Below are 22,892 nucleotides of genomic sequence, written 5' to 3' on the forward strand. Positions count from 1 at the left end.
TTATGAATTGCTGTCCCCCTATCATAACACATCAGTCCGCCCGGATCATGCGTTCGTATCGCTGCCATATACCTCGAAGGCGGAGAGATTCGGCCACCAGCGCGATTCGGTGATGTTCAGGCGGATGAAGCGGCTGCTTACGGCTTCGAATCCGCATATTTTTTTGCGCCCGACCACGGTACCGCTGTAGATGGACTTCCACTCGCCGCCGATCTTGCATTCGAGCGTGAAGCGCTCGATCCGCTGGCTGTAGCGGTATTCCTGCAGAATCACGCGGCCGAAGGTCTGCTCCTGGCCCAGATCGATTTCGATCGAGGCCTGCTCCGTCCCCGGCTTCGGTGCCCAGAACGAGTCGCGGTTACCGTCAACCGCCTGCTCCGCACCATGACCTTCTTCCGATTCGGACGCGCTCGCAGCGGCAGCTGCCGCCAGATTGACGCCGTATCTACGGCGAAGGGCTTCGCCCAGCTCCCGCAGTCTTTGCACATCCTTCTCATGAATGAGCCCGCGGCGGTCCGGCGGCAAATTCAGCAGGAACGTCGCATTGCCGCCGACGGAGCCTTCATACACGTGCAAGAGCTCCTCCAGCGACTTCACCTTGTCATCCTCGGCAGCATGATAGAACCAGCCCGGGCGGATCGACGTGTTCACCTCGGCCGGATACCATATGAGGCTGCGCTCCGGGCCGATCGCTTCCCTGCTGCCCAGGTCTTCATCCACCGAGCTGAATTTGCGCGCAAACTCCGGATTGTCCTCCTGCTGGGAATTTTCCTGGATCTTCTCGTTGTCCTGCAAGGATGCCGGAACGATGCTCCACTCGGACGGACGGCAGTGGCCAGCTTCGTTGCCGCACCAGCGGATGTCAGGTCCGCACACCGAAATGCAGGCATTCGGCTGCAGCTCGCGGATTAGCGCGTAATAGGCGTCCCAGTCGTAAACCTGGCGCTTGCCGTTCGGCCCTTCTCCACATGCGCCGTCAAACCAGACGCAGAAGATATCCCCGTAACCGGTGAGAAGCTCCCGCAGCTGGTTTTTAAAGTATTCGTTGTAGACCTCCGAGTCCCCGTACGTCGGTTCATGCCGATCCCAAGGAGACAGGTAGATCCCGAACTTGATTCCGCCCCTGCGGCAGGCATCGGATACTTCCCGAACCACGTCTCCCTGCCCGTTCTTCCATGGACTGCTCTTGACCGAGTGCTCCGTGTACCGGCTTGGCCACAAACAGAAGCCGTCATGATGCTTGCATGTCAATATCAGCCCCTTCATACCGGCTGACTTGACCGCTTCCACCCACTGGTCTGCGTCCAGCTCCGCCGGATTAAAGATCGCAGGATCCTCCTGTCCCGTCCCCCATTCCTGATCGGTATAGGTATTGACCGTAAAATGTATAAATGAATAAAACTCCATTTCCTGCACCGCCAGCTGCCTTTCCGTCGGTTTCACCTGCGCGGCATACTGAATTCTTTCACTCATTGCTGAACCCTCCCATGTGATTAAGCTGTAGTTCCTTAAAACATTCTTCCAGAAAAACAGGATACCTGCCGGCTGCCGGAGGTATCCTTAACATTTATTATTTCTGAAGTGCTTTCTGGTATATCGCTAAACACGGTTCCAGCCGGAGATCCTTTCTGGAATTTAGAGAAAACGCCGCAGTCCGGGTTCCGGCGGCCTGCGGCGTTATTCTTCGAACAGAAACGAACGGACGATGCTCTGCTCAATAAACTTCCTTACATAACGTTCCCCTGGGATGCTTACTTGTCCAGCAGCTCCCCGTTTTGCATTATCAGCCGATCGTCGAGATAGACATCGGGCTTGCCGACGACGCAGTCCAGGTGGACGCCTGCCGCAACCGTGCCGCCGAACGTGTTGTTGCTGCCAAAAGCCACATGGATCGTGCCATATACCTTCTCATCTTCCAGGACCACACCCGTGATTCTAGCCTTTTCGTTCGTGCCGATGCCGAACTCACCAAGCAGCCGGCCATCGCCGTCACCCAGCAGCTCCAGGAGTTTTGTTCCCTCCCCGCCGCCTTCTGCAGCAACAAGCCGTCCCTTTTCGACGCTCAGTACGATGGGACCGGCAAGCTTGCCTATGCCTGCGATCGAGCCGTCCACGACGATCTGGCCTGATGCAGAGCCCTCGATCGGTGCGATGTAGGCTTCGCCCGAAGGCAAGTTACCCGATTGTCCCGGCTCCGTATACATGCCTGTGCTCGGTACGCCGTCGCGGCCGTCGATGGAAAACTCAAGCGAGCGGCCGTCCTTTTCAATCCGTACCTTTCGGCTTTCGGTCAGCAGCTCCGTCACCTTCTCCGTAAGCGCTTTGACCTCCATATAATCGGCTGCGATAGCTCCTTCGAGGAACATATCCTCTGTGATCCCCGGCATTGTCGCAACACGTGCTCCCGCAGCTGCCGCCAGTTTGCGGGCCTGCGTATGGGTAAGCGAATGCTTCGTGATGCATACGACAGCTTGGGCGCTGGCCATGGCCGCCGAAACGGCGGCAGGCGGTTCCTCGCCGGACTTGCTCCGCTCCTTCATCAGCATCAGCATCGCTTCCGTACCAAGACGTTTGCCCGCTTCATAAAGAGACTCGGCAAGTTCCTTGCGCGTATCGTCAGATACGACGAGGAACGTCTCCCCCGCTTGTAGTCCAAGGCAGTCCGCCAGCGTATTCATGCTTATTTCCACGATTTTTTCATTCATGCTATGGTCAGCATCCTTTCATTCTTATATAAAATATCCCAGCATACCGCCTATATCATCTCGGATACGATTTTAGCCATTATCGCATTAGACAGAATAACGGGCAAGCCTGCCGCTCCGGACACCAGCTCCCGTGCTTTCTCCGTATATCCCATGCAGTCCAGCAGAATAAGGTCAACCTTATCCTTCAGCTCGTCTGCGGCCGCCTGGAAGCTACTCTGATCGAGAATATAGGGCGAAGCCACGGCAAATTCCGGATAAAGCCCGTGAAGCTCGTATTTCGGCTTCAGGCTTGCCTGTTGCTCCTCGAGCGGAACGATCACGCCGAGCCTTCGTTCCCTGACCATCGCTCTGACGACTGGAGGAATGATATGATCGGGCTCGATCATATGCGACTGTCTCGCATGCAGGCCCGGAAATACGCCTGTACACAACAGCAGGATATTGGGGATGCCTGCGATCTCCATGTCGTATATTTTTTTCTGTAGAAGCGGTTGTATTTTACTTCTCCCCATCACGACGGAACTTCCGTCCGTCAGCCGGGAGGTCAGCGTGTAGTCTTCCCCGTCCGGCCGCAGATGAGCGTTAATGTATTCCTTCGTTAGCCCGTCCAGCACACCTGCCTGAACAAGCTCCACTCGTGGCGGCAAATGATCCTCCAGAATCGGCGTTACGTCCTTGCGCGGCGCTTGGCCGATCGTAATGGCTCCGAGTTTCGTCACTTTCGTTTCCTCCCTCCGCATGCTTACCTGCAAAATGCGCTTATTGCCATCTCTCCCGCTTACCGTCTGCTGCCAAAAAGGGAAGAGAGCTTGCGCAGCTCTCTTCCCCCTTCATATCCTATTTTAGGCTTTGCCGGCAGTCTGCAGCGTTTTCATGGAACCATACAGCTTATGGATCAGATCGAATTCCGCCTCGTCATAAAAAGCGCAAATTCCGCCCGTGAATTCTTTGGCCGTTTCCACCGCGAAGCGGACGGCTGCCGCAATGTCGACTTCGTGGCTCGCACCCGTGCCGCAGCCCGGAACGATGGATTGCGTCGTGATCGCTACGCCAACCACCGGCGCATCTGTTGCGACCGCAGGCTGCAGAATCGAATTGATATGGTACAAATCATTCCCGTATGGCGTAATGTCCTGCATAGATACCGGAAAAGTCACCGGCAGAAGTCCCGTCGTCATTTCCATGATCCGCAGCAGGTCCTCGCTGACACGCAAAATGTAGCCCTCCTTGACGGTAGGGGAAATCGCAAATCCTTTATGATTGATCACGCGGTTGCCTTTGGTCGTATCGATGGAGAGCACGGCTTCCATTTCAGGCAGCACCTCGTGGGCATTCATGGCGCCGATATCGACCGGCGAATCCATGAAGTCGACCGGTTCATGCGGACGGGTCGGCGCGTCGGGACAAATATGCGTCGTGACGATCACGTCGCCCGGCAGGCAGTCACCCTTCGTACGCATTTCGGCCAGCTTAAGCGCCGAGGCTACGGCCGCCACAGCGCCGTCGGCGTCAGACACGAGTCCGATTCGGCTTGGACGGGCTCCGATGCCCCCAAGTCGGCCGACTATGCCGAACGTCGGGGCGCTTCCGCCGCCGGACTTGCCATCCGCGCCCGGAATCGTGATTTTGATGAAATCGGTACTGCCCTTCTCCCCGGCTACCTTTTGAACCTCAACCGATACCTCCGGAAATCCGGCAAAAAGCTCCTTTACCTGCCGGCCGCTTGCTTTCGAGTCATCGAGCGCCTCAAGCGCCATTAGAGTCTGTTTCAGTGTCATGTGTCCGATCCCTCCGTGTTCGTTCAATTCGTAATTAGAAAATATAATGGATTACCGGCTTCTTAATTACGTCTTCGACAGGCTGCAGAAGCTTCTTGTTATTCATCGTGCTGCTGAGCAGCAGCTTCGCCTTGGGCACGACGATGACCGTAAGCTGCTGCCCTTTCTCCAGCGCTGCCGTCACGACCGGTCTGGCCGTCTTGGCATCCAGCGTCATGATCAGATCCGGGAAGGTCGCATAGCGCTCTCCGCCCTTTTCAAGCGTCATGTATTCGTTCCAGAATGTCATCTCGAAGCCGTCGACCGTGACGCTGCCAACATCGAAGCCGCCTGTCGTTTCGATCTTAAAATCCGTGACCTCGCCGCTTCCGACCACCTTGCCTCCAAGCTTGGATACGACGGCGGCAATGGCCGCCTCGCCTTTGGCTCCGAGCAGTGCTTCGCCGACTTCAATCGCCTGCGTGATTGCACCGGGTGCGCCGTTTTGTTTGGCATACGCCGCCGTGACCGGATTTCTTGCGACGGCGACCAGTCCGCCGGCTTCGACAGACGCATTGCGGATCAGAGAAGCCGCCTTGCCGAGAGAACCGGAAATGCTGAACTCAAGATAGTTCTCATCCTTCCCCCCGACCGCCGTTTGGTGAGAGACGTAATCGCTGACCTCGGTCAGATTCATGGCACCCATGGTGCCTGTCGGGTGAGCTCTGCCGTTGCAGGCAAAATCAATGAGAGGAATGCCGGTCATCACCGACTGGAGCCAGCCGTTCACCGTTGTTCCCGCGCCATTTTCGTTGGTATGGATTGCGGAAATCGGTTTCTGCAGTCCGTGGGCAAGCATGTCAAGGGATCTTGCATAATGAATCGGCTTCAAGAATTTATCCTTTGCGCCGGGAGCGCCGACAAGCGACACCGTTACAAACGTATCGTCATCCGAGAATCCATCCATGGCATGCAGCTCGGGCTGTCCGAGCTCAAGCGCCAGCCGGCCGATCTGGAGGCCTTCTTCAATCCAGCCTCCGCCTCCGCCGCCGAGCACGGCGCCGCCAAAGACGGCGCTCTCCATCATCTGTTCGTCCAGTTTGATTGTTGCCATAACGATCATGCACCTACTTTCTGATTCTGAAGATCGAGTTAAAGAAGCTGTACAGCGCATCGCCTGCGATAAAGCCTGCAGCCAGAATGCTCATCGGCGTCTCGGCTTCCTTGCCCTTGACCTTGAGCACCACGATTCGGATCAGCAGGCCGGCGAGCACCGCCCAGCAGGCATTCGGCGTCAGGATCAGAAGACCCGTTGCGAACATGACGCCGATCTGGCGCTTTGCGCCGCCGATCCACTGCAGGATCGCGCCGGGTATGGCCCAGATGAGAAGCTTCATCGCAACGTCCGGGGAGGCACCCGCCTGAATGGTCGATACGTAGACCGTATCGATTGGCGGAACCATGTTCTGCGCGAAATAGGTGCGGTATGTCAATGCGACGACGATAACTGCGACGCCGAAAGCGATCATGCCCGTCATGTACTGATGCTTGCGTCCGCGGCGCTCAAACTCCGGATCCTCGCCGTTGCCGCGGAGAATGTAGCCTGTCTTCAGGTCATAGCCCATATCCGCGAACGCCGGCCCCGTAGCTGCGCTGAAGCCGGCCAGCATGGCGAGCGCTACCGTCGGAAAACCGATCATCATGCCAAACAGCAGCGTAATGAAGGCGACCGCAAAAGCCGGAAACCAGCCCGAGTGCATCGCCGCGATGCCGACGATGAGCTCGTGCACGAAAGCGGCAAAGGCTGCGAAGAAGAGGAACCCGATCAGCATGCCGAAGGACATTTTCGTTACCAGGCCGCCGATCAGCGCAATGATCAGCGCGATGACAAGATAAGCTGCGAAGCCCAAGCCGAGCGCGCGTTTAGCCTCGCCTTCCGTACGCGAATATGTGCTCGCGTCGGCTTCACGCTCTTCTTTTTTGGGACGTTTCAGGATCAGGAACGCGGCCTGTACCAGCGCCACGATGCCAGCGCCGATCATCACGCCGTGCGCGATATACAGCTTGTCAACATCGATATCGAACCAGGGAATGGAATATTGACGGATCAGAAGACCGATGCCGAACATGCCCAGTGCCCAGATGTTGCCGATGAAGGCTACGCCGAAAGCGGACATGGAAATGTGAAAATACGAGCCGATGAGGCCGATCACGGTACCGACGCCGAGCAGGCCTGCGCGTTTGCCGCCTTTATCCCCGGCGATGATGGATTCCGCGGTTGCTACGCCGGGCGCCCAGGTACCCGATGCCGGAAAGAGCTTCGAATCGAACAATTTATACAACAGCGCCGAGTCCACGAACATCGCGAGTGCGGCCCCGATCAGCATCGGGATAATGAGCTTGGTCTCGCCAAGGACAAATGGAATCCCGATCGGGATAAACAAACTATTCGCTGCCCCGAACGTCGCTGAGGAGATGGAGGTTTGCACCAGATTTTGGCGGTGCACCGATTTATACTTTTTAAACGCGGCCACCGGTATTCTTGCAATCAGCATAGCGACAAGCGCACCGATTATGGCCGTATTCGGCGTCACGCCGAGCGTCGTGACGATCTGAATGCCGACAATGGCGCCAAGTACGCCCGTAACGATGTTGAGAATCAGGCCGAAAGGTTCAAATATGCTGGGATGCGTTTCTTTTTTGCCTGCGTGTTCGACTTCCGTTTTGTTTTCGCTCATCCATATGCCTCCAATTTTGTCTAAGTTGATCACCCGTGCATCCCCAAGGAGAACTCCATTAGGGCGATTTTTGCCTCTTCACATTTGTTTATAATAGTTCGAAGCCAGCAATCCTTCCGCGTCGACGGGGTCAATGACCGGGATGTGAAGCTCTTGGCGGATCACGTCCGCAAATGCGATCGTCGAGAATCCTGTGCAAGCGAATACAATTGCCTTTGCTCCTTGGCTCATGAGCATGCGCGCAGCTTCCAAAGCCGCTATGCGTCCCTCGTCCGTCAATAGGTCGGTCGTATTGTGGACTCCTTCCGGACGGATATAGCCTGCAATAAGACCTTCAAGCAGGCTGCTCATCACGGGCGGAACTCCTTCGGTTATGCCCATGAGCCCCACAGGTTCGCCAAGTGAACGCGCCACAAGCGCCGCAGCGCTTCCCCCTCCGATAACCGGAACTTTCACCTTTTTACGAAGCTCCTTGACTCCTGGGTCCGCAGCACAGCTGACGATTAACAGCCGGCAGCCTTCTTTCTCCATTTCAAGGCCAAGCTCCACGATTTTCGGAAGAGCCTTCTGTTCCGATTCGTGGTCGTAAATGCCAAGCGGTTGATCAGGAATGCACTCGCTCCTTACGGGGACACCAAACCGTCCGTGGATGATATTTCCATGCGATTGAATTACTGCACTATCCTTTGCGGTATATACGCGAATTAATCCTATCATTGCCGACCACCCTTTCATCCCTTTTCTATGATTGCTCAAAATTTTTATTAAATCTGATTTTATGCTTTAAACCATTGAACAACAATGTGCTCAACCACCAAAACTGAAAACGCCCCCTTGTGCCAACAGCACAAAGAGGCGCATAATCAAAAACAAGATGAACATCTATCCACCCAGGGAGGACAACACTACTTTCCTTTTTAGGTATGCTTTAACAAATAATAGGCAGTGCACAGATACAATTCATATCGGTTCAAAGCCTGTCCAATGTCCATGCCCAAGATCGATTTGATGCGGTCCATCCGGTAATTGACCGAGTTGCGGTGAATATACAGCCGTTTGGACGTCTCGTTCAAGCTCCCGCCCGTCGCCAAGTAATGGTAGAGCGTAAACATGTAGCTTGTTCCGTTCTCTTTGTCATACTCGGCGAGGCTGCCGATTCTTTCCTTCACGAACTTGCCAAGCCGGACCGGGTCCGTGGACTCCAGCAGCAGCTGAATCATCTCCACTTCCTTGTACTGGAACAATGGGTGCCCGGGATTCAATTTGGAGCCAATAGATACCGCCGTTCTGGCTTCACCGTAACCCCGATGGGCTTCATACAGCGAGCACGGCCGGCTCATGCCGGCACGGACCGACTCCCATGAACCGAGCTGCTCGCGCAGAACTTCGCTCCACAAGAACGGCTTATCACGAGCGGGGGAATCATCATTTATATCGGATTTGGAAGTAGGCAGGAACATGACGATTTTCCCGCCGTAAATCTGCAGATGGGAACGGATCCTCCTCGCTTCGGACACCTCGTGAATATGCGCACCGATCGAAACGGCAATTTCAGACTCGTCGCTGTAAAAAGGCTCGTCTGCTTCCAGCACAGCAACCTCCCATGTCCAATCCGGCGCCAGACCCAGCTGCAGTCCTCTCGATGTGGCGAGTCTTTCGTCGGCGGCCGGGTTCAGGATCAGCTCTTCGAAAAATGTCCCCCGCAGCCTGCTTTCGGTATCCGCTGCTATTTTATTTCTCATGAGCTCCAGTGAGAAGACCAGCCTCGCCTGCTCGATCAGCATCAGGTCCAGCTCATCCAGCTCCTGCTTTTCCACCACAAACTTCCCCAATATTCTTTGATCGGCATTGACCTCCCACTGTCGATGCTTTCTCGATGCCTCATAGGGATATTTTACAGGAGACGAGGCAATCACTTCCCCGCCTTTGCCGACGACCCATATCGGCGAGCCGATCAGCTCGGATACTTTATCCGCAACGACCTGAATCCCTTTATTGTTCAGGACAAGCCCTGTCAGCGCCTTGTTCACTTCTTCGGAACGCTTCAGCAGCACCGCCTGCCTGCTCAAAATTTGCTCCATGACATTATAGGTGATATCGATATATGCCATCCCGCTCGGCAGCTGAATAATCGGGACGTCGTACAGGTTGCTTTTATCGATCATTTCCTGTGGAATATGAGGAATAAAGCGTTCCGGTTTAATCGCGACTCCCGCCCCGTTCACCTTGGCAAGCTGTTCAACCATTTCCGCCAGGAGCGAGGGATTATTGCGCGTCGAATAGCCCGTCGTCAGCACCATTTCGCCTTCCCGCAGCCAATCGCCGATATCGGGAACTTCCCAGATATCCACATACTGAACGATCCGGTCCAAGCCCTTTTCGCCGCTGATCAGCACGGCGTGCTCCATGACCGGCAGCTTAAGCATCTCCCTCACCGTAAAACCTTTCAAACTCATGCTCTCACCTCTCACGGTTCTGGATTGTCATGGTGTCGTACCTTGATGCTTCCATGACCGCTTCCATCAAAGCTCTCCTCTCATTGTAACTCGCTTAACCGGAAACATACCACCTTGAACAGCCTCACTAACAGCATCCTTGACCGCATAACTGGGGGGAAGTGTCATTTTCGATTAAGTCCGGATGTATTTTCACACAAAAAAAACAGCCGCTCCCCATTGAACGGCTTCTCTTTCATGCTATTACTTATAAAATTGAACTTGTGGCTTATGCACCGCCGAAGCGGCTCTCTATATCGAAGAGATCTAGCGCTGCGCCGATACCTTCTGATTCAGAGCTTCATGCTCCGCCCGTTTTTTGAAAATGACTTTCCGGATACTGTCCACGGATAAATGATAGGTTTTCGTTAAAAAATCTATGGTATGACCGCTGAGGTGAAGGCTGTAAATCTCTTCGTTTCTGCGCTCGATCATTTGTCTCGTTCCGCTGTTGACTCCCCAGCCGACACGTTCATTGCTTTTCTTGGGGATGTAGATCAGCTCACCCTCTATATGCTTTTGAAGCTCCTTCAGCAAACTAGGGGGAAGCACATCCCTCCCATTCCTGTAATTCACGATAAACGTCCTCCTTCGGATGATTGTTCCGAACTGCGATTTTAGTGTTGAACATTTTATCGTTACCTCCCTTCGTTATGTATGATGTATTTTTAAAAGGTAATTAGGGAGGCCTATGCCGGCCTCCCTGCACTTTGCGATTTCCGCTTTAGGCGGAAACCACCTCGTAATTTGTGATCAAAATTGCATCAGCTCCTTTCTTTCGAAAAGTTGTCGGCCGTCCGACACCTTTATTAACTCATATTTGGAGCTCAGCTTCAAGCGAAAGAACAAGTATAGACGTTCTTTACCTATTTTTTTTGGATCAATCGCATCAGGACGTCCACTTGACCGGACCAGAACCCGTCGCCTTGGGGGCTTTTCTGAAGCATAAGTCCGGTAATCACTGACAAATAACACATCAACAACGTACCGGCATCCCCCTCATAGAAATCGCCTGCCTCTTGGCCTTGAATGAACACGGGAATCAACCGCTCGATCGTCCTTTCAGGAGAATGCTGCTCGATAAGCCTCTTGGCCTCTTCCGGCACATCGTCTGAAATCTGTACCTGCCGGATCAGTAAAAAGGACGATTGATTGTCCGGATCCAGCATCAGACGGGTAAACTCCCTGATTTGTTCCGCCGGGGAGCCCGGCAGATGATGAATGCTTCCGAGCGCAGCATCCGCCTCCTCCAGCGCTTCCTTGACAAGTTCGGTGAACAGCTCCTCTTTGGATGAAAAATAACGGTATGAGAGCCCCTGACTGATGCCTGCTGCAGCGGCTATGGAGCTCATTTTCGTACCCGCGATGCCATGGAGGGCAAATTCCTTAAGCGCGGCTTCTTTGATTTGCAGTTTGCGTTCCTCCTGAATCCGCTCCAGTTGATGCTCGGTTAATGGCGACACGCTCCTCTTCAACTCCATTCCTCACTTGGTTGTTACTTCCCATTGTAGGCCTGCGGCTGCAAGTCTTCAAGCGATCCGGAAAAAACGCTGTTCACTTGTCGTTCGCTCACTTCCCACAGTCTGGCCGCACCTCCCGAATCCTGAGCAGCCCTGGATGGGATGCCGAGCTTCATATCTTTGTAATAATTCCCGCTTTGGCCGGTCAGCAGCGCAGACTCCGCAAGCCATACCAGCGTCTCGGCACCCTTCTCCGGCGTGCGGGAAAACGGCCTCATGCAGGCCATCGTCATTCTTGCGAGCTTTCCGTTATTCATGTTAAAGCCAGTGGAGACAAGTCCCGGATCAAAACAGTTCGCACTTACCCCGGTTCCTTGCAAGCGGTTCGACAGTTCGACCGTTAACAAAAGATTGGCGAGCTTCGTCTCGCCGTAGCGGAGGTTGGCGCCGCCCAAAAGCCGCTTGAAGGGGCTGTATAGCCGGTTTCCATCCAAATCCTCGTACCCGATGCCGTCCTTAGCCATTTTATGTCCATGGGAAGACGTAAAGATGACCCGTGCCTCGCCATTTTCCTTTAAACGGTCCAACAAAAGCGTCGTAAGCAGAAACGGTCCCAAATGGTTGACAGCCCAAGTCATTTCAACATGCTCTTCACTCCAGTACCTGCGGTCATAAAAGGCGCCGGCGTTGTTGATCAGTACATCGATGCGGGGACAAGCCGCCAGAATTTCTTCGGCAACGTTTCGAACCGAATGCAGGGAGCCCATATCGGCAATAAAGATATCGATCTGAGCATCACTTCTTCCACTCTCCTGACGGATCTGCTCAGCACACGCAGCGGCTCTGTCCTTGTTACGAGCGACCAGGCCAAGTCTCGCACCGTCCCTTGCCAGCGCATGTGCCGCTGCCAACCCGATGCCGTTCGTTGCTCCGGTAATCAGTACATATTTATGTTGAATCGTCCAAGGTTTCGAAGCAATATGTCCGTGTGGATGTGTCATGGGTTACTCCTCCAATTTTTTGAATGAATAATTCATTCATTTATAAAAGTAATATATTCCGTTTTTTTCCTTTTGTCAACGGCTCGAACGATTTATTTTTTATCCATAAAAAAAGAACTGTCTTTAGTAAGACAGTTCTTGTTAACGACTGGCCGTTTTTACCAGCCCGTCACAGCGATATCTTCATGCATATTTTGCAGATAATCCGGCAGCGGACCGTCATGCATCAACCATAGTTCATGCAGCGCGCGTGTGCAGCCGACATACATCAGCTTGGCATCCCAGGCCGATGTGCCGTAATGCTGCGGATCCGCATCCGCCACGATCACCGCATCGAATTCGAGGCCCTTCGACAGGTATACCGGAAGAACGGACAGTCCTCCCTCGTATGCCTTTTTGCCGCCGTCAATCAAATGAAGCTCCGGCACGTCTGGAAGGAGCTGATCATAGATCTCCTGCGCGTCGCGGAGCGTCCGGGTCAAGATGGCAACCGTGCGGTATTCGCCGGAAGAAAGCTTTCGCATCCCGTGACGCAGAGCGTCCAATCGCTTCTCCTCCGGGGCTTCATAAGGAATCATCCGGACCGGATTCCCGCTCCGGAACACGGGCACGGCGAGCAAATCGCTGTTCACGCCCTTTTCCAGAATGCGGTTCGCGAACTCAATGATTTCCATCGTCGACCGATAGCTTCGCGTGAGGGCAAAGTAAGCTGTCTGCTCGGCCGCAAACAACGAGCTCATCTCTTCCCAGGCATGAACGCCCCGGTACGCATGAATGCCCTGCGACAGGTCTCCGAGAATCGTAAAGGAATGGCCCTTCACGAAGAGATCGAGAATGGCAACCTGGAAAGGCGAGAAATCCTGCGCTTCGTCGATGACGATATGGTCAAAGCGCTGGTCGCCCGAAATATCGTTCAGCAGGTAATGAATGTACAGCAGCGCCGGCAGATCCTCTTCACGGATGACATCCTTTTTCAGATCCTTTTGCGTTGATTTCTGCACGCCTGCGGGGATGGCCGACAAAAGTTCTTCCGGCCAGCCGGCCTGCAGCTTCAGCGCCTTGAACATCTGCTTGTAAAGCACGAGCGGCTCGTATTTCGGCCATTTGGCGGCATAGGATTTTTCGCGCTGCGCCGCCTTTTTCTTCCGTTCTTTCAGCGCTGCGGCCGATGGGGACTTCTTCAGCTCCATTTCGACCCAGCGGTGGACTCTGGCCATGACCCGTTCCTTGCGCTTGGCCAGCGGGTAGGGCTTATATTCCTCATTGAACCAATGAAGAATGGTGCTGCGCTTCAGTACGGCGCCTTCCCACGGCATGAAATCCGCTTCAGGCACCGAGGAGCCTTCCATGGCTTCCAGACAGCCGCGAATCATATCCATGAACTTCACCGAGCCCTTAAAGCGCCCGGGAACGTCATCGCTGATTTCCAGCATTCCCCCCGGGGATTCAAACCAGTAATCCAGCGTCTCTGATGCGTCCGCAAGCGGAAGATCGATCTCAAGCAGCCTCAGTGCCCAATCCGCAAACGTGCTCTGCTGAATGTCCCCTACCCCGAGCTCGGGGAGGACATCGGAAATATAATCGAGGAACATGTGGTTCGGCGCGAAAATGATCATTTTCTCGGCCGTGACCTGTTCCTTGTACTGATACAGCAAATAGGCTAGGCGGTGAAGGGCTACCGTCGTTTTCCCGCTGCCCGCAACCCCCTGAATAATAAGTGCTGTGTTTCGCGCGGCCCGGATAATTTTATCCTGTTCAGCCTGTATGGTGGATACGATATCGCGCAGCTTGTTATCCTTGTTCTCCCCAAGCCGGTACACCAGAAATTCGTCTGACACGGCCGGTTGGTCGCTGCTCCGGTCATATGTATCGGATACTCGCTCCAATATCTGTTTCCGGATCACCAGGTTCCGTTTCAAGTAGACGAGGCCTTCGATCGTGCCTTCGGGTGCTTCGTACGCTGCCGGGTCATCGCCGCCCGTGAAGGAATAGAAGACGCTGGCGATCGGAGCGCGCCAATCGATGACCATCGGCTGGTCTCCGACCTCGCCGTGATCCACACCGATTTTCCCGATATAAAGCGGCTTCGGCTCCTGGTCTTTATCCTCCTGAAAATCCAGGCGTCCGAAATAGGGCGCCGTCAGGCTTTTTGCAAGCGACTGTCTTTTCTCCTCGCGTCCTGCTTCCAGGACCTGTTCCGTAAAGTCATGCCCTGTGTACACGTCAATACCGCGCAGCCGCTCCAGTTGTCTGTCAATTTCTGAGATCGTTTCATTTAGCCTTCGCTCTTCCTCTTGATAGGCACTTTGAAAAGTCTGCTCCAATTTCAGTTACCTCCTAAAAGTATTTCCGCAGCCGAGAAGGCTTCGGGTGGACCGTTCGTGCCGCCTTCCGAAGGTGCACCGGGAAGCGCCGCCGAACCGTCCATTCCCTGGTAAGCTGATGCTTATGTCATGAGCCGTAAGCCCGCTTAGAAAGGATTTTCAGTATATCACACTGATGGCGCATTCACCATAGGCCCTCAAACAGCCGCAGCAGCCATCCCTTCCAAAATGAAGATGTCCGGTTGGTGCGGACATCTTCTAACGGAGCTTCGCTCATTCGCTGCGCCCGCCGATAGCTTACTTCAGCAGGTCCGATCGCCACTCTCCTACCTTCCACACATCGCTGATCCAATCCTCATAGAAGGCAGGTTCATGTGAAACGAGCAGAATGGTGCCTTTAAAATCCGCCAAACCTTTCTTCAGCGCTTCCTTGGCCCTGATATCCAGATGGTTCGTCGGTTCGTCCAGGACCAGCAGATGGCATGGCGTAAGCATCAGCTCCGTAAGCCGTACTTTAGCCTGCTCTCCGCCGCTGAGGGTCCGGATCTTCTTGCGGATATGCTCCGCTGTCAATCCTGACATGGCCAGCGCCTTCCGAATGTCCTTTTGCGTTAAGTCAGGTCGCAGCGACCAGACCTTCTCCATCGGCGTCTCATCCGGCGCCGTGTCCTCCTGGCGGTAATAGGCGACCGTCAGCCGCTCGTGGGCCTTCAGTTCGCCGCCAAGGGGCTTCATCTGCCCCAGCAGTGTATTCACCAGCGTGGACTTGCCAGCCCCGTTTTCACCGACGATCGCAATTTTATCGCCTCTGCGAACCTTCAGCGTCACAGGCCTGAACAGCGGCTTGTCATAGCCGACTTTCAGCTGCTTCGTGTCGAACACCGCTGCGCCTGCCGCGGTACCCGGAACGGAGAACGAGAATCGGGGTGCCGGTCCCTCCTCCGGCTTTTCTACCCTCACCATCCGGGAGAGCATCTTCTCGCGGCTCTTGGCCTGTTTGGCTTTCCGAATCCGGTTCTTATCGATAAAAGCCTCCAGCTTTCCGATCTCCTTGTGCTGCTTATCATACGCAGCCTGCTGCTGGGTCCGGCCGAGTGCCAGCTCTTTTCTGAAAAACTCATAATTTCCCGCATAGCGCTTCATCTTCTGATGGGACAAATGAAATATCACCGTCGTAATTTCATTCAGAAAATGCTCGTCATGAGATACGACGATATAGGCATGCCTGTAACGTTTCAAATAACCGGTAAGCCATTCAATATGAACTTGATCCAGATAATTGGTCGGTTCATCCAGAAGGAGCACCTGCGGCTCTTCAAGCAGCAGTTTGGCCAGCAGGAGCTTCGTTTTTTGGCCGCCGCTCAGCTTGCTGACGTCTTTGTTTAGTCCGATTTCGGTCAAGCCAAGTCCCGAAGCGATGTCTTCCACTTTGGAGGAAATCTGGTAAAACTCATGGTGCTCTAAGGCTGCCTGAAGTTCTCCGTATTTGCGAAGCAGCACATCCAGCTGATCGCCCGCATCACCCAGCCGTTCGGCAATCGCGTTGAGCTCCTGCTCCATCTGGAACAGCTGGACAAAGGCCCTCTCAAGATACTGCCTGACGTTCATGCCGGCCTGCAGTTCGATATGCTGCTCCAGAAAGCCGACCTGCACCTGTGATGCCCATTCGATCGTCCCCTCGTCCGGTAGCAGTTGGCCGGTTAACAGCCTGAATAAAGTGGATTTGCCTGCGCCGTTGACGCCTACAAGCCCGGCATGTTCTCCCGGCAGCAGCCGAAAATTCATTTGCCGGAACGTTATCTGATCACCGTACATATGCGTCAGATCGGTTACATTCAGAATACTCATGATCATGATCTCTCCTTTTGGTTTCAACTCGTTTACAAGTGAAGCCATCCGGAGAATCAGCAGCTATGAATGGGAAAGAAGCATATTTCTTATCGTTCATCTGCTTCAGGCATAAAAAAATGGGTAAGGCGAATACACCTTACCCATTGATGCTATGGCAGAGTAAGAAAGGATTCGGATCATATCAACTGTTCTCGAGATGGCTTAAAATGGGCAGACTTCTCCCGTTTTAATGCAGATCTCTTCTTAGAACAGTCGATAATATTTCCATTCCCTTTCCACCTCATATCGTTAAAATGATGATCAGACTGATGCATGACACCATCCATGCCGTCTTCACGCAAAAATTATAACGGAATCCGTTCCTTGATGTCAACAACCCGGACGACTTCAAGCTGGCTCAGACGATAGTATCCGGATGGCGTCCAGCCCTCGGCCGAGATGGAGAACTGATCGAAGCGGCAGTAGGCAGACAAGCCGCCGGACGTCGTCCGCAGGATCGTGCCGGTGCCATATTCCGGATGCTGTTTGTGTCTCACTCTGGTGCCTGGCGTCCATCCGGGCAGGAAGCAAAGCACCGGGGCAGGAACCGTTTGGTCCATCTCACGCATGATGTCTGCTGCCTGCCGGAGCTGATCCTTCAGCTGCGGAAAAACCGGACTGCCGCTTTCCCCTGATCCGGATGCATGCCGGCGGCTTCCCCTGCTCAGCCGGAATGTCTTGTGCGGAGCGTCATTATGCTGTTCTGTCACCGTAGGTTCGCTCCCATGCTGTGATGTCCTATTCGCCTTTAGCCCGGTAAAACGCCTTGTTCTCCAGTGCCCGAACAGGTGCGGTCCACTGCTCCGTGGACGGCATCATGGAGATGGCATCCTCTGCCGCCTGAAGCTTGGCATCCATCTGATCGATCAAATGCAGCGCCAGCGCCTCCGGAATCTGGGGCTGTACGGTGCTTCCCCATTCCGGCAAATTGTGATGTGCGAGGATCATATGCTGCAAAAGCACGACTTTTTCCGAGTTGACGTCGATACCGTTAGCCAATGCGGCTTCCGTCACCCAGCCGGCGGCAAGGGGAATATGTCCGATCAGCTTCCCTGTAAAGCTGTATTCGCTGACAATCCCAAGCTCCGCTGTAAGCTCCTCCGTCTTGGCAATGTCATGGACGATGATGCCTGCAACCAGCAGATCCCTGTTCAGGAACGGGCGCTGCTTGCAAACGAATTCGGCGAGTTCTAGCATCCGCACCATATGGTAGGCAAGTCCCGCGTAAAAGGCATGATGCATTCCTTTTGCAGCCGGATAATGCATCAATTTATCGCCGACTTTTTCAAAGCAATGCTCGAGGATCACCTGCAGTTCCACGTCCTGGATGCTGGCTGCCGCATTTTTAATGGCGAATACGAGATCGTTCGGCGGGACCGGAGCCGCGCGGACGAACTCCGTAATGTTATAGCCGTCTTCGTCGGTTGCCGGACGAATTTTATTAACCTTGAACTGCAGACGGTCACGGTATAGCTGGACCACGCCGCGAACCTTTACGAGCATCGGCGCGAAAAAGGTTTCCTTGTCCGTCGCGGACGCGTCCCAATATTTAGCCGAAATTTCCCCGCTGGTGTCTGCAAGAATAATATCCAGATAGTCCTTGGGCGGCGTGGAATTCGTTTGCTTGACCATGGCTGACTTGAGCAGATAATACCCTGTTACATCCTGACCTTCCGTGAATGATTGTATAAGTGTCAATGTCATTCCTCCTCCCCAAATCTTGCGAGCGAATCCTGCAATCAAAACCAATGTTTTGCACTTTAAAGCAAGGGACCGGCTTATGGAAGAACAAGCGGCCCCGTTTCCCCGAATATGATTGGCCTGCTCTATAACAAGTCAAGCAGCATGAAGTTGGCTGCGAATACGGCGGCTATGCACAAAGCACATTAGAAGCCTCCTGCCTTGTCCCCGCGCCAGCTTTACGAATAAATTGAATAAGCGATGAATTCAACAAGCCATGCCGTCCACAATACTGTATGTGAAAGGCATCCTGACCATGATCAAAATTGCCGGAAAAGCTTCCGTCAGACTGCTAAAATCCATCCCTGCAAAAAACCTTCTCTTTCTTCTTACCCTCAAAGTCTAGCAAACGCAGCAATTTTACCATAAGCCGGAAAGAAAAAGGCGTGACCGCCGTTATATACGGCCATTCACGCCATATGATTGTATCCCTTTCGAGTTCCGCATAAAAGCGGTCTTTATACCTCGATGCCGGCTTTTTTCAGCAAATCCTTCACGGCAACACTGACCATGATCAGGCCGGCTACAGGCGGAACGAAAGCATTGCTCGCCGGAGGCTGCTTTGCCTTGCGGATGGCCGGCGCGTTTTCGGGCACGATTTTTTCCGTCACGTCGACGCGCGGCTTCATCGGCTCCTCGGTCGAAAATACGACCTTCACGCCCTTTTTGATACCGTCCTTGCGCAGCTTCGTACGGATAACTCGCGCAATCGGGTCGACCGTCGTCTTGGAAATGTCCGCCACCTGGAAACGGCTCGGGTCCATTTTGTTCGCGGCGCCCATGCTGGAGATGAGCGGAATTTTGCGTTTAAGGCATTCTTTGATCAGATGGATTTTGTAGGAAACCGTATCGGAAGCATCCAGCACATAATCCAGATCATATTTGAAGAGCTCTTCGCAGGTTTCTTCGGTATAGAACATATTTAGCGCGATCGCTTCGCACTCGGGATTGATCAGCTTGATCCGCTCGACCATCAGATCGGCTTTTTTTTGGCCGACCGTCGTGGTCAACGCATGAATTTGACGATTGATGTTCGTAATGTCCACGACATCCTTGTCAATCAGGATCAATCTGCCGACGCCCGTGCGGGCAAGGGCCTCCGCCGCAATGGAGCCCACACCGCCGATACCGAGCACCGCCACCGTGCTGTTCTTCATGGCTTCCAGACCTTCCGGTCCAATGGCTAGTTCCGTACGGGAAAATTGGTTGAGCATCGAGTATGGAGGCCTCCCTTTTTCTTAGGCATTCGCCTTTTTATCTTCAGGCTTTTTCGCCAGTTTGATATGAAGCTGTTCAAGCTGCGCTTGGTCGACCGGCGACGGCGCATCCATCAGCAGATCGGTCGCGCTTGCCGTTTTCGGGAAGGCGATCGTTTCGCGCAGGTTGGTGCGGCCGGCCAGCAGCATGACGAGGCGATCCAGACCGAAGGCAATGCCGCCATGCGGAGGCGTGCCGTATTCGAACGCGTCGAGCAGGTGACCGAATTTGTCTTTTGCTTCCTCAGGCGACATTCCAAGGGCAGCGAACATTTTTTCCTGCATGTCGCGTTTGTAGATCCGCATGGAACCGCCGCCGACTTCATAACCATTCAGCACAATATCATAAGCCTGGGCCAGAATTTGTCCTGGATCCGTATCGAACAGATGCTGGTCTTCATCGCGTGGACGGGTGAACGGATGGTGCAGAGCTACATAACGTTTCTCCTCTTCATCCCACTCCAGCAGCGGGAAGTCGACCACCCAGGCGAACTTGAACTCGTTTTCGTTGATCAATCCCAGCTGTTTGCCGATTTTCAGGCGCAGCGCGCCAAGCACGTCGGCCACAACCTTTTTATTGTCGGCGGAGAAGAGCAACAGGTCGCCTTCTTCGGCTCCGGTGCGCTCTCTCAAGGCTTCGATTTCCTCAGGCGCAAAGAACTTCACGATCGGCCCTTTGAATTCGCCTTCCTTCACTTGAATCCAAGCGAGCCCCTTGGCGCCGTAACGTGCAGCGAATGGACCCAGATCGTCGATTTCCTTACGGCTCCATGTGCCGCAGCCTTTGGCGTTCAGCACTTTGACCTCTCCACCCTTCTCGATGACCGAAGCAAACACTTTCACACCGCTGGACGCGACAAGGTCGCTGACTTGAATCAATTCGAGGCCAAAACGAAGATCCGGTTTATCCGAGCCGTATTTGTCCATGGCTTCGGCATAAGTCAGGCGCTGGAAAGGCGTAGCCAGCTCGACGCCGACCGTTTCCTTGAACAACTTGACCATCAGCTTCTCCATCATGTCAAGCAGCGTGTCGCGGTCCAGGAACGAGGTCTCGATGTCGACCTGCGTGAACTCCGGCTGGCGGTCAGCGCGCAAGTCCTCATCCCGGAAGCAGCGGGCGATTTGGAAATAGCGTTCGAGGCCGCCCACCATCAGAAGCTGCTTGTACTGCTGAGGAGATTGCGGCAGGGCGAAGAATTCGCCATCATGCACGCGGCTCGGCACCAGATAATCGCGCGCGCCTTCCGGGGAGCTTTTGGTAAGGATTGGTGTTTCCACCTCGATAAAGCCTTCCCCGTCCAGGAAATCGCGGAACACTTTGGATGTCTTGGAACGAAGCAAAAGGGTCTTCTGCATTTCCGGGCGGCGCAGATCCAGGTAACGGTATTTCAGGCGCAGGGCTTCATCGACTTCCACGCCGTCTTCAATGAAGAAAGGAGGCGTTTTGGCGGAATTCAGCACTTCGATCTCGGTAATTTGAACTTCAATCTGACCGGTCGGCAGATTCGGATTGATCGTTTCGGCGTCACGTTGTACAACTTTACCGGATACGGACAGCACATACTCGCTGCGTACTTTATCAGCGATAGCCAGCGCCTCGCCGGAATAAGCAGGATTGAACACGACCTGCACGATGCCGCTGCGGTCACGAAGGTCGATAAACAATACGCCCCCAAGGTCGCGGCGGGTCTGTACCCATCCGTTCAGTGTTACGATTTCTCCAATATGGCCTGTCGTCAGGCTTCCGCATTGATGAGTCCTAAGCATGTTTCTCATACCCCTTTTCGGTTATTGCGCCTTTTCGGCGAATTCTCTTAATTTTGTCACCAGTTCACTGATCTTCACGGTATGCTGCTCGCCGGTAACCATGAGCTTCAGGGCAATCTCTCCCCGCTCCAGCTCATCGTCGCCAAGAATTGCCGTCACTTTGGCGTGGAAGCGGTCCGCAGATTTCATTTGGGCTTTCATTTTTCTGCCCAAATAATCGCGTTCGCCGGACAGCCCCTCTTTGCGGGCAAGATAGAGCTGCTTCGTAATTTCGCGATCCGCCGCTTCGCCCAGCGCCACGAAATATACATCCAGCGGTTTGACCGCCTTCAAATCGATCTCCTGCTTTTCCAGAATGAGCAGGATGCGCTCCAGACCCAGCCCAAGACCGATACCCGGCTGCTCCGGTCCGCCGATCTCGCTGACGAGTCCGTTATAGCGCCCGCCGCCGCCGATCGTATCGATCGCGCCGATGCCTTGGGCTTTATATTCAAACGCCGTGTGCGTGTAATAATCGAGTCCGCGCACAAGGCGGTGGTTGACGACGTAATCCACGTCCATATCGGTCAGGTACTTCTTGACCTGCTCAAAGTGGGTCGTGCATTCCTCATCCAGGCTGTCCAGAATCGAAGGTGCATTCGTGAACTTATCCTGATCCACCTTGCAGTCCAGCACGCGCATCGGATTGCGCTCCATCCGGGACTGGCAATCCTTGCACAGGCTTTCCTTCATCGGGGTCAAGAACGCCAGAAGCGTCTCACGGTAGGCCGCGCGGCTAGCCGGGTTGCCAACGGAGTTGATCTCCACCTTGACGCCCTGCAGGCCAAGCTCCTTGCAAAATTGATAGCCGAGCGACACGACTTCTGCATCGATTGCCGGATCTACCGCGCCGAATGCCTCGATGCCAAACTGATGGAACTGGCGGTACCGTCCCGCTTGCGGACGTTCATAACGGAACATCGGTCCGATGTAATACAGCTTGCTCACATCCGGCTCTCCGTACAGCTTATTCTCCACGTAAGAGCGAACGACGCCTGCCGTTCCTTCTGGACGTAGGGTCATGCTGCGGTCGCCTTTATCCTTAAACGAATACATTTCCTTTTCGACGATATCCGTCGTCTCGCCAACGCCACGCTCAAACAATTCTGTCTGCTCGAACAGCGGCGTGCGGATTTCGCGATAATTAAAACGCTGGCACAAGTCTCTGGCTTTTTCCTCGACGAACTGCCACTTTTCCACCACACCAGGCAAAAAATCCTGGGTACCTGTCGGTTTTTGGTAAGCCATGGTTCTACCCCCACTCAAATTGTTCTATTTCTATAGCTAAGCAAGACTTATCAAAGCATGAGGTTGCTATCAGGATATGACAAAAAATCCCCCGCCCCGCTGCTTCAACAAGCAAACAGGGACGAGGGATTGTTACTTGATCAATCACCCGTGGTGCCACCCACATTCCGGATATGCAGCTTACAAGCCGCTGCGATCCGCTTCATACGATTAACGCCCGTTCCGCGCAGTGCGTCTAATCACATGATCTTTCTCCTTGCACGAAGATTGATCTGCTTTCGCCGCCTGTTCTCGGGGAAGTCATTCATCCGGTCATCCATAGAATCCTTCCAGCCTAAGGGATTCCTCTCTGTATGGTGGGGCGCGAACTACTTGGTCCCGTCATCGAATCAAATTTAGATTATTTTTAGATTGTAATGAACCGCTGTACTAAAGTCAAGCCCAACGCAAAAGAAAAACCTACAATCCG

At 53.9% G+C, this 22,892-nt stretch carries 18 protein-coding genes and 1 pseudogene; all 19 read right to left on the bottom strand.

All coding sequences use genetic code 11. From position 1 onward, the window contains the following. Window positions 1–45 precede the first annotated feature (45 nt). Window positions 46–1,473, bottom strand: coding sequence for an alpha-L-fucosidase (locus tag ACTHPM_RS11250; protein WP_440395250.1), 1,428 nt, complete (start codon window positions 1,471–1,473; stop codon window positions 46–48). Between the two features lie 278 nt (window positions 1,474–1,751). Next, window positions 1,752–2,705: an aminopeptidase gene (locus tag ACTHPM_RS11255; RefSeq protein ID WP_440395251.1), complete on the bottom strand. Its 954-nt coding sequence runs from the start codon at window positions 2,703–2,705 to the stop codon at window positions 1,752–1,754. Between the two features lie 50 nt (window positions 2,706–2,755). Then, window positions 2,756–3,427: an AroM family protein gene (locus ACTHPM_RS11260; RefSeq protein ID WP_440395252.1), complete on the bottom strand. Its 672-nt coding sequence runs from the start codon at window positions 3,425–3,427 to the stop codon at window positions 2,756–2,758. 123 nt (window positions 3,428–3,550) lie between these two features. Beyond that, window positions 3,551–4,486: a DUF1177 domain-containing protein gene (locus ACTHPM_RS11265; protein ID WP_440395253.1), complete on the bottom strand. Its 936-nt coding sequence runs from the start codon at window positions 4,484–4,486 to the stop codon at window positions 3,551–3,553. A 34-nt stretch (window positions 4,487–4,520) separates the two neighbouring features. Next, on the bottom strand, window positions 4,521–5,579 hold the full coding sequence (locus ACTHPM_RS11270; RefSeq protein ID WP_440395254.1) for a DUF917 domain-containing protein: 1,059 nt from the start codon (window positions 5,577–5,579) through the stop codon (window positions 4,521–4,523). 13 nt (window positions 5,580–5,592) lie between these two features. After that, window positions 5,593–7,203 carry an OPT/YSL family transporter gene (locus ACTHPM_RS11275; protein ID WP_440395255.1) on the bottom strand — a complete coding sequence of 537 codons (1,611 nt, stop codon included), beginning with the start codon at window positions 7,201–7,203 and terminating at the stop codon, window positions 5,593–5,595. Between the two features lie 78 nt (window positions 7,204–7,281). After that, window positions 7,282–7,920 (bottom strand): aspartate/glutamate racemase family protein, encoded by a 639-nt coding sequence (locus ACTHPM_RS11280; protein ID WP_440395256.1) that lies wholly within the window; start codon window positions 7,918–7,920, stop codon window positions 7,282–7,284. Window positions 7,921–8,120: 200 nt separating this feature from the next. Beyond that, complete coding sequence (locus ACTHPM_RS11285; RefSeq protein WP_440395257.1) at window positions 8,121–9,659, bottom strand: PucR family transcriptional regulator; 1,539 nt, start codon at window positions 9,657–9,659, stop codon at window positions 8,121–8,123. Between the two features lie 306 nt (window positions 9,660–9,965). After that, on the bottom strand, window positions 9,966–10,274 hold the full coding sequence (locus tag ACTHPM_RS11290) for a CD3324 family protein (RefSeq protein ID WP_440395258.1): 309 nt from the start codon (window positions 10,272–10,274) through the stop codon (window positions 9,966–9,968). Window positions 10,275–10,564: 290 nt separating this feature from the next. Continuing rightward, window positions 10,565–11,161 carry a TetR/AcrR family transcriptional regulator gene (locus tag ACTHPM_RS11295; protein ID WP_440395259.1) on the bottom strand — a complete coding sequence of 199 codons (597 nt, stop codon included), beginning with the start codon at window positions 11,159–11,161 and terminating at the stop codon, window positions 10,565–10,567. Between the two features lie 32 nt (window positions 11,162–11,193). Further along, a complete protein-coding gene (locus tag ACTHPM_RS11300; protein ID WP_440395260.1) occupies window positions 11,194–12,159 on the bottom strand; it encodes an SDR family NAD(P)-dependent oxidoreductase in 966 nt (321 codons plus the stop codon). 158 nt (window positions 12,160–12,317) lie between these two features. Further along, window positions 12,318–14,483: a HelD family protein gene (locus ACTHPM_RS11305; RefSeq protein WP_440395261.1), complete on the bottom strand. Its 2,166-nt coding sequence runs from the start codon at window positions 14,481–14,483 to the stop codon at window positions 12,318–12,320. 297 nt (window positions 14,484–14,780) lie between these two features. Beyond that, window positions 14,781–16,331: an ABC-F family ATP-binding cassette domain-containing protein gene (locus ACTHPM_RS11310; protein ID WP_440395262.1), complete on the bottom strand. Its 1,551-nt coding sequence runs from the start codon at window positions 16,329–16,331 to the stop codon at window positions 14,781–14,783. Window positions 16,332–16,678: 347 nt separating this feature from the next. Continuing rightward, the gene (locus tag ACTHPM_RS11315) at window positions 16,679–17,083 is read right to left on the bottom strand and encodes a hypothetical protein (RefSeq protein ID WP_440395263.1); all 405 of its coding nucleotides are present in this window, start codon (window positions 17,081–17,083) and stop codon (window positions 16,679–16,681) included. Window positions 17,084–17,111: 28 nt separating this feature from the next. Continuing rightward, window positions 17,112–18,071 (bottom strand): 3'-5' exoribonuclease YhaM family protein, encoded by a 960-nt coding sequence (locus ACTHPM_RS11320; RefSeq protein WP_440395264.1) that lies wholly within the window; start codon window positions 18,069–18,071, stop codon window positions 17,112–17,114. Between the two features lie 128 nt (window positions 18,072–18,199). After that, window positions 18,200–18,416 (bottom strand): annotated as a pseudogene (locus ACTHPM_RS11325) (NCS2 family permease); the annotation flags it as partial. Window positions 18,417–18,571: 155 nt separating this feature from the next. Further along, window positions 18,572–19,327, bottom strand: a complete 756-nt coding sequence (locus ACTHPM_RS11330; RefSeq protein WP_440395265.1) for a tRNA threonylcarbamoyladenosine dehydratase — start codon at window positions 19,325–19,327, stop codon at window positions 18,572–18,574. 24 nt (window positions 19,328–19,351) lie between these two features. After that, entirely contained in the window at window positions 19,352–21,136 is a 1,785-nt protein-coding gene (aspS, locus tag ACTHPM_RS11335; RefSeq protein WP_440395266.1) for an aspartate--tRNA ligase, read from the bottom strand. Window positions 21,137–21,157: 21 nt separating this feature from the next. Continuing rightward, window positions 21,158–22,423, bottom strand: a complete 1,266-nt coding sequence (gene hisS / locus ACTHPM_RS11340; RefSeq protein WP_440395267.1) for a histidine--tRNA ligase — start codon at window positions 22,421–22,423, stop codon at window positions 21,158–21,160. Window positions 22,424–22,892 lie beyond the last annotated feature (469 nt).

Source organism: Paenibacillus sp. SAFN-054 (assembly GCF_051966755.1).
Lineage (GTDB): Bacteria > Bacillota > Bacilli > Paenibacillales > Paenibacillaceae > Paenibacillus_AQ.

Excerpts from the sequence above, each read along its gene's own strand:
- ACTHPM_RS11250 (WP_440395250.1), bottom strand. The coding sequence starts at position 1,473 with ATGAGTGAAAGAATTCAGTATGCCGCGCAGGTGAAACCGACGGAAAGG.
- ACTHPM_RS11255 (WP_440395251.1), bottom strand. The coding sequence starts at position 2,705 with ATGAATGAAAAAATCGTGGAAATAAGCATGAATACGCTGGCGGACTGC.
- ACTHPM_RS11265 (WP_440395253.1), bottom strand. The coding sequence starts at position 4,486 with ATGACACTGAAACAGACTCTAATGGCGCTTGAGGCGCTCGATGACTCG.
- ACTHPM_RS11270 (WP_440395254.1), bottom strand. The coding sequence starts at position 5,579 with ATGGCAACAATCAAACTGGACGAACAGATGATGGAGAGCGCCGTCTTT.
- ACTHPM_RS11275 (WP_440395255.1), bottom strand. The coding sequence starts at position 7,203 with ATGAGCGAAAACAAAACGGAAGTCGAACACGCAGGCAAAAAAGAAACG.
- ACTHPM_RS11280 (WP_440395256.1), bottom strand. The coding sequence starts at position 7,920 with ATGATAGGATTAATTCGCGTATATACCGCAAAGGATAGTGCAGTAATT.
- ACTHPM_RS11285 (WP_440395257.1), bottom strand. The coding sequence starts at position 9,659 with ATGAGTTTGAAAGGTTTTACGGTGAGGGAGATGCTTAAGCTGCCGGTC.
- ACTHPM_RS11300 (WP_440395260.1), bottom strand. The coding sequence starts at position 12,159 with ATGACACATCCACACGGACATATTGCTTCGAAACCTTGGACGATTCAA.
- ACTHPM_RS11310 (WP_440395262.1), bottom strand. The coding sequence starts at position 16,331 with ATGAGTATTCTGAATGTAACCGATCTGACGCATATGTACGGTGATCAG.
- ACTHPM_RS11330 (WP_440395265.1), bottom strand. The coding sequence starts at position 19,327 with ATGCTCAACCAATTTTCCCGTACGGAACTAGCCATTGGACCGGAAGGT.
- aspS (WP_440395266.1), bottom strand. The coding sequence starts at position 21,136 with ATGCTTAGGACTCATCAATGCGGAAGCCTGACGACAGGCCATATTGGA.
- hisS (WP_440395267.1), bottom strand. The coding sequence starts at position 22,423 with ATGGCTTACCAAAAACCGACAGGTACCCAGGATTTTTTGCCTGGTGTG.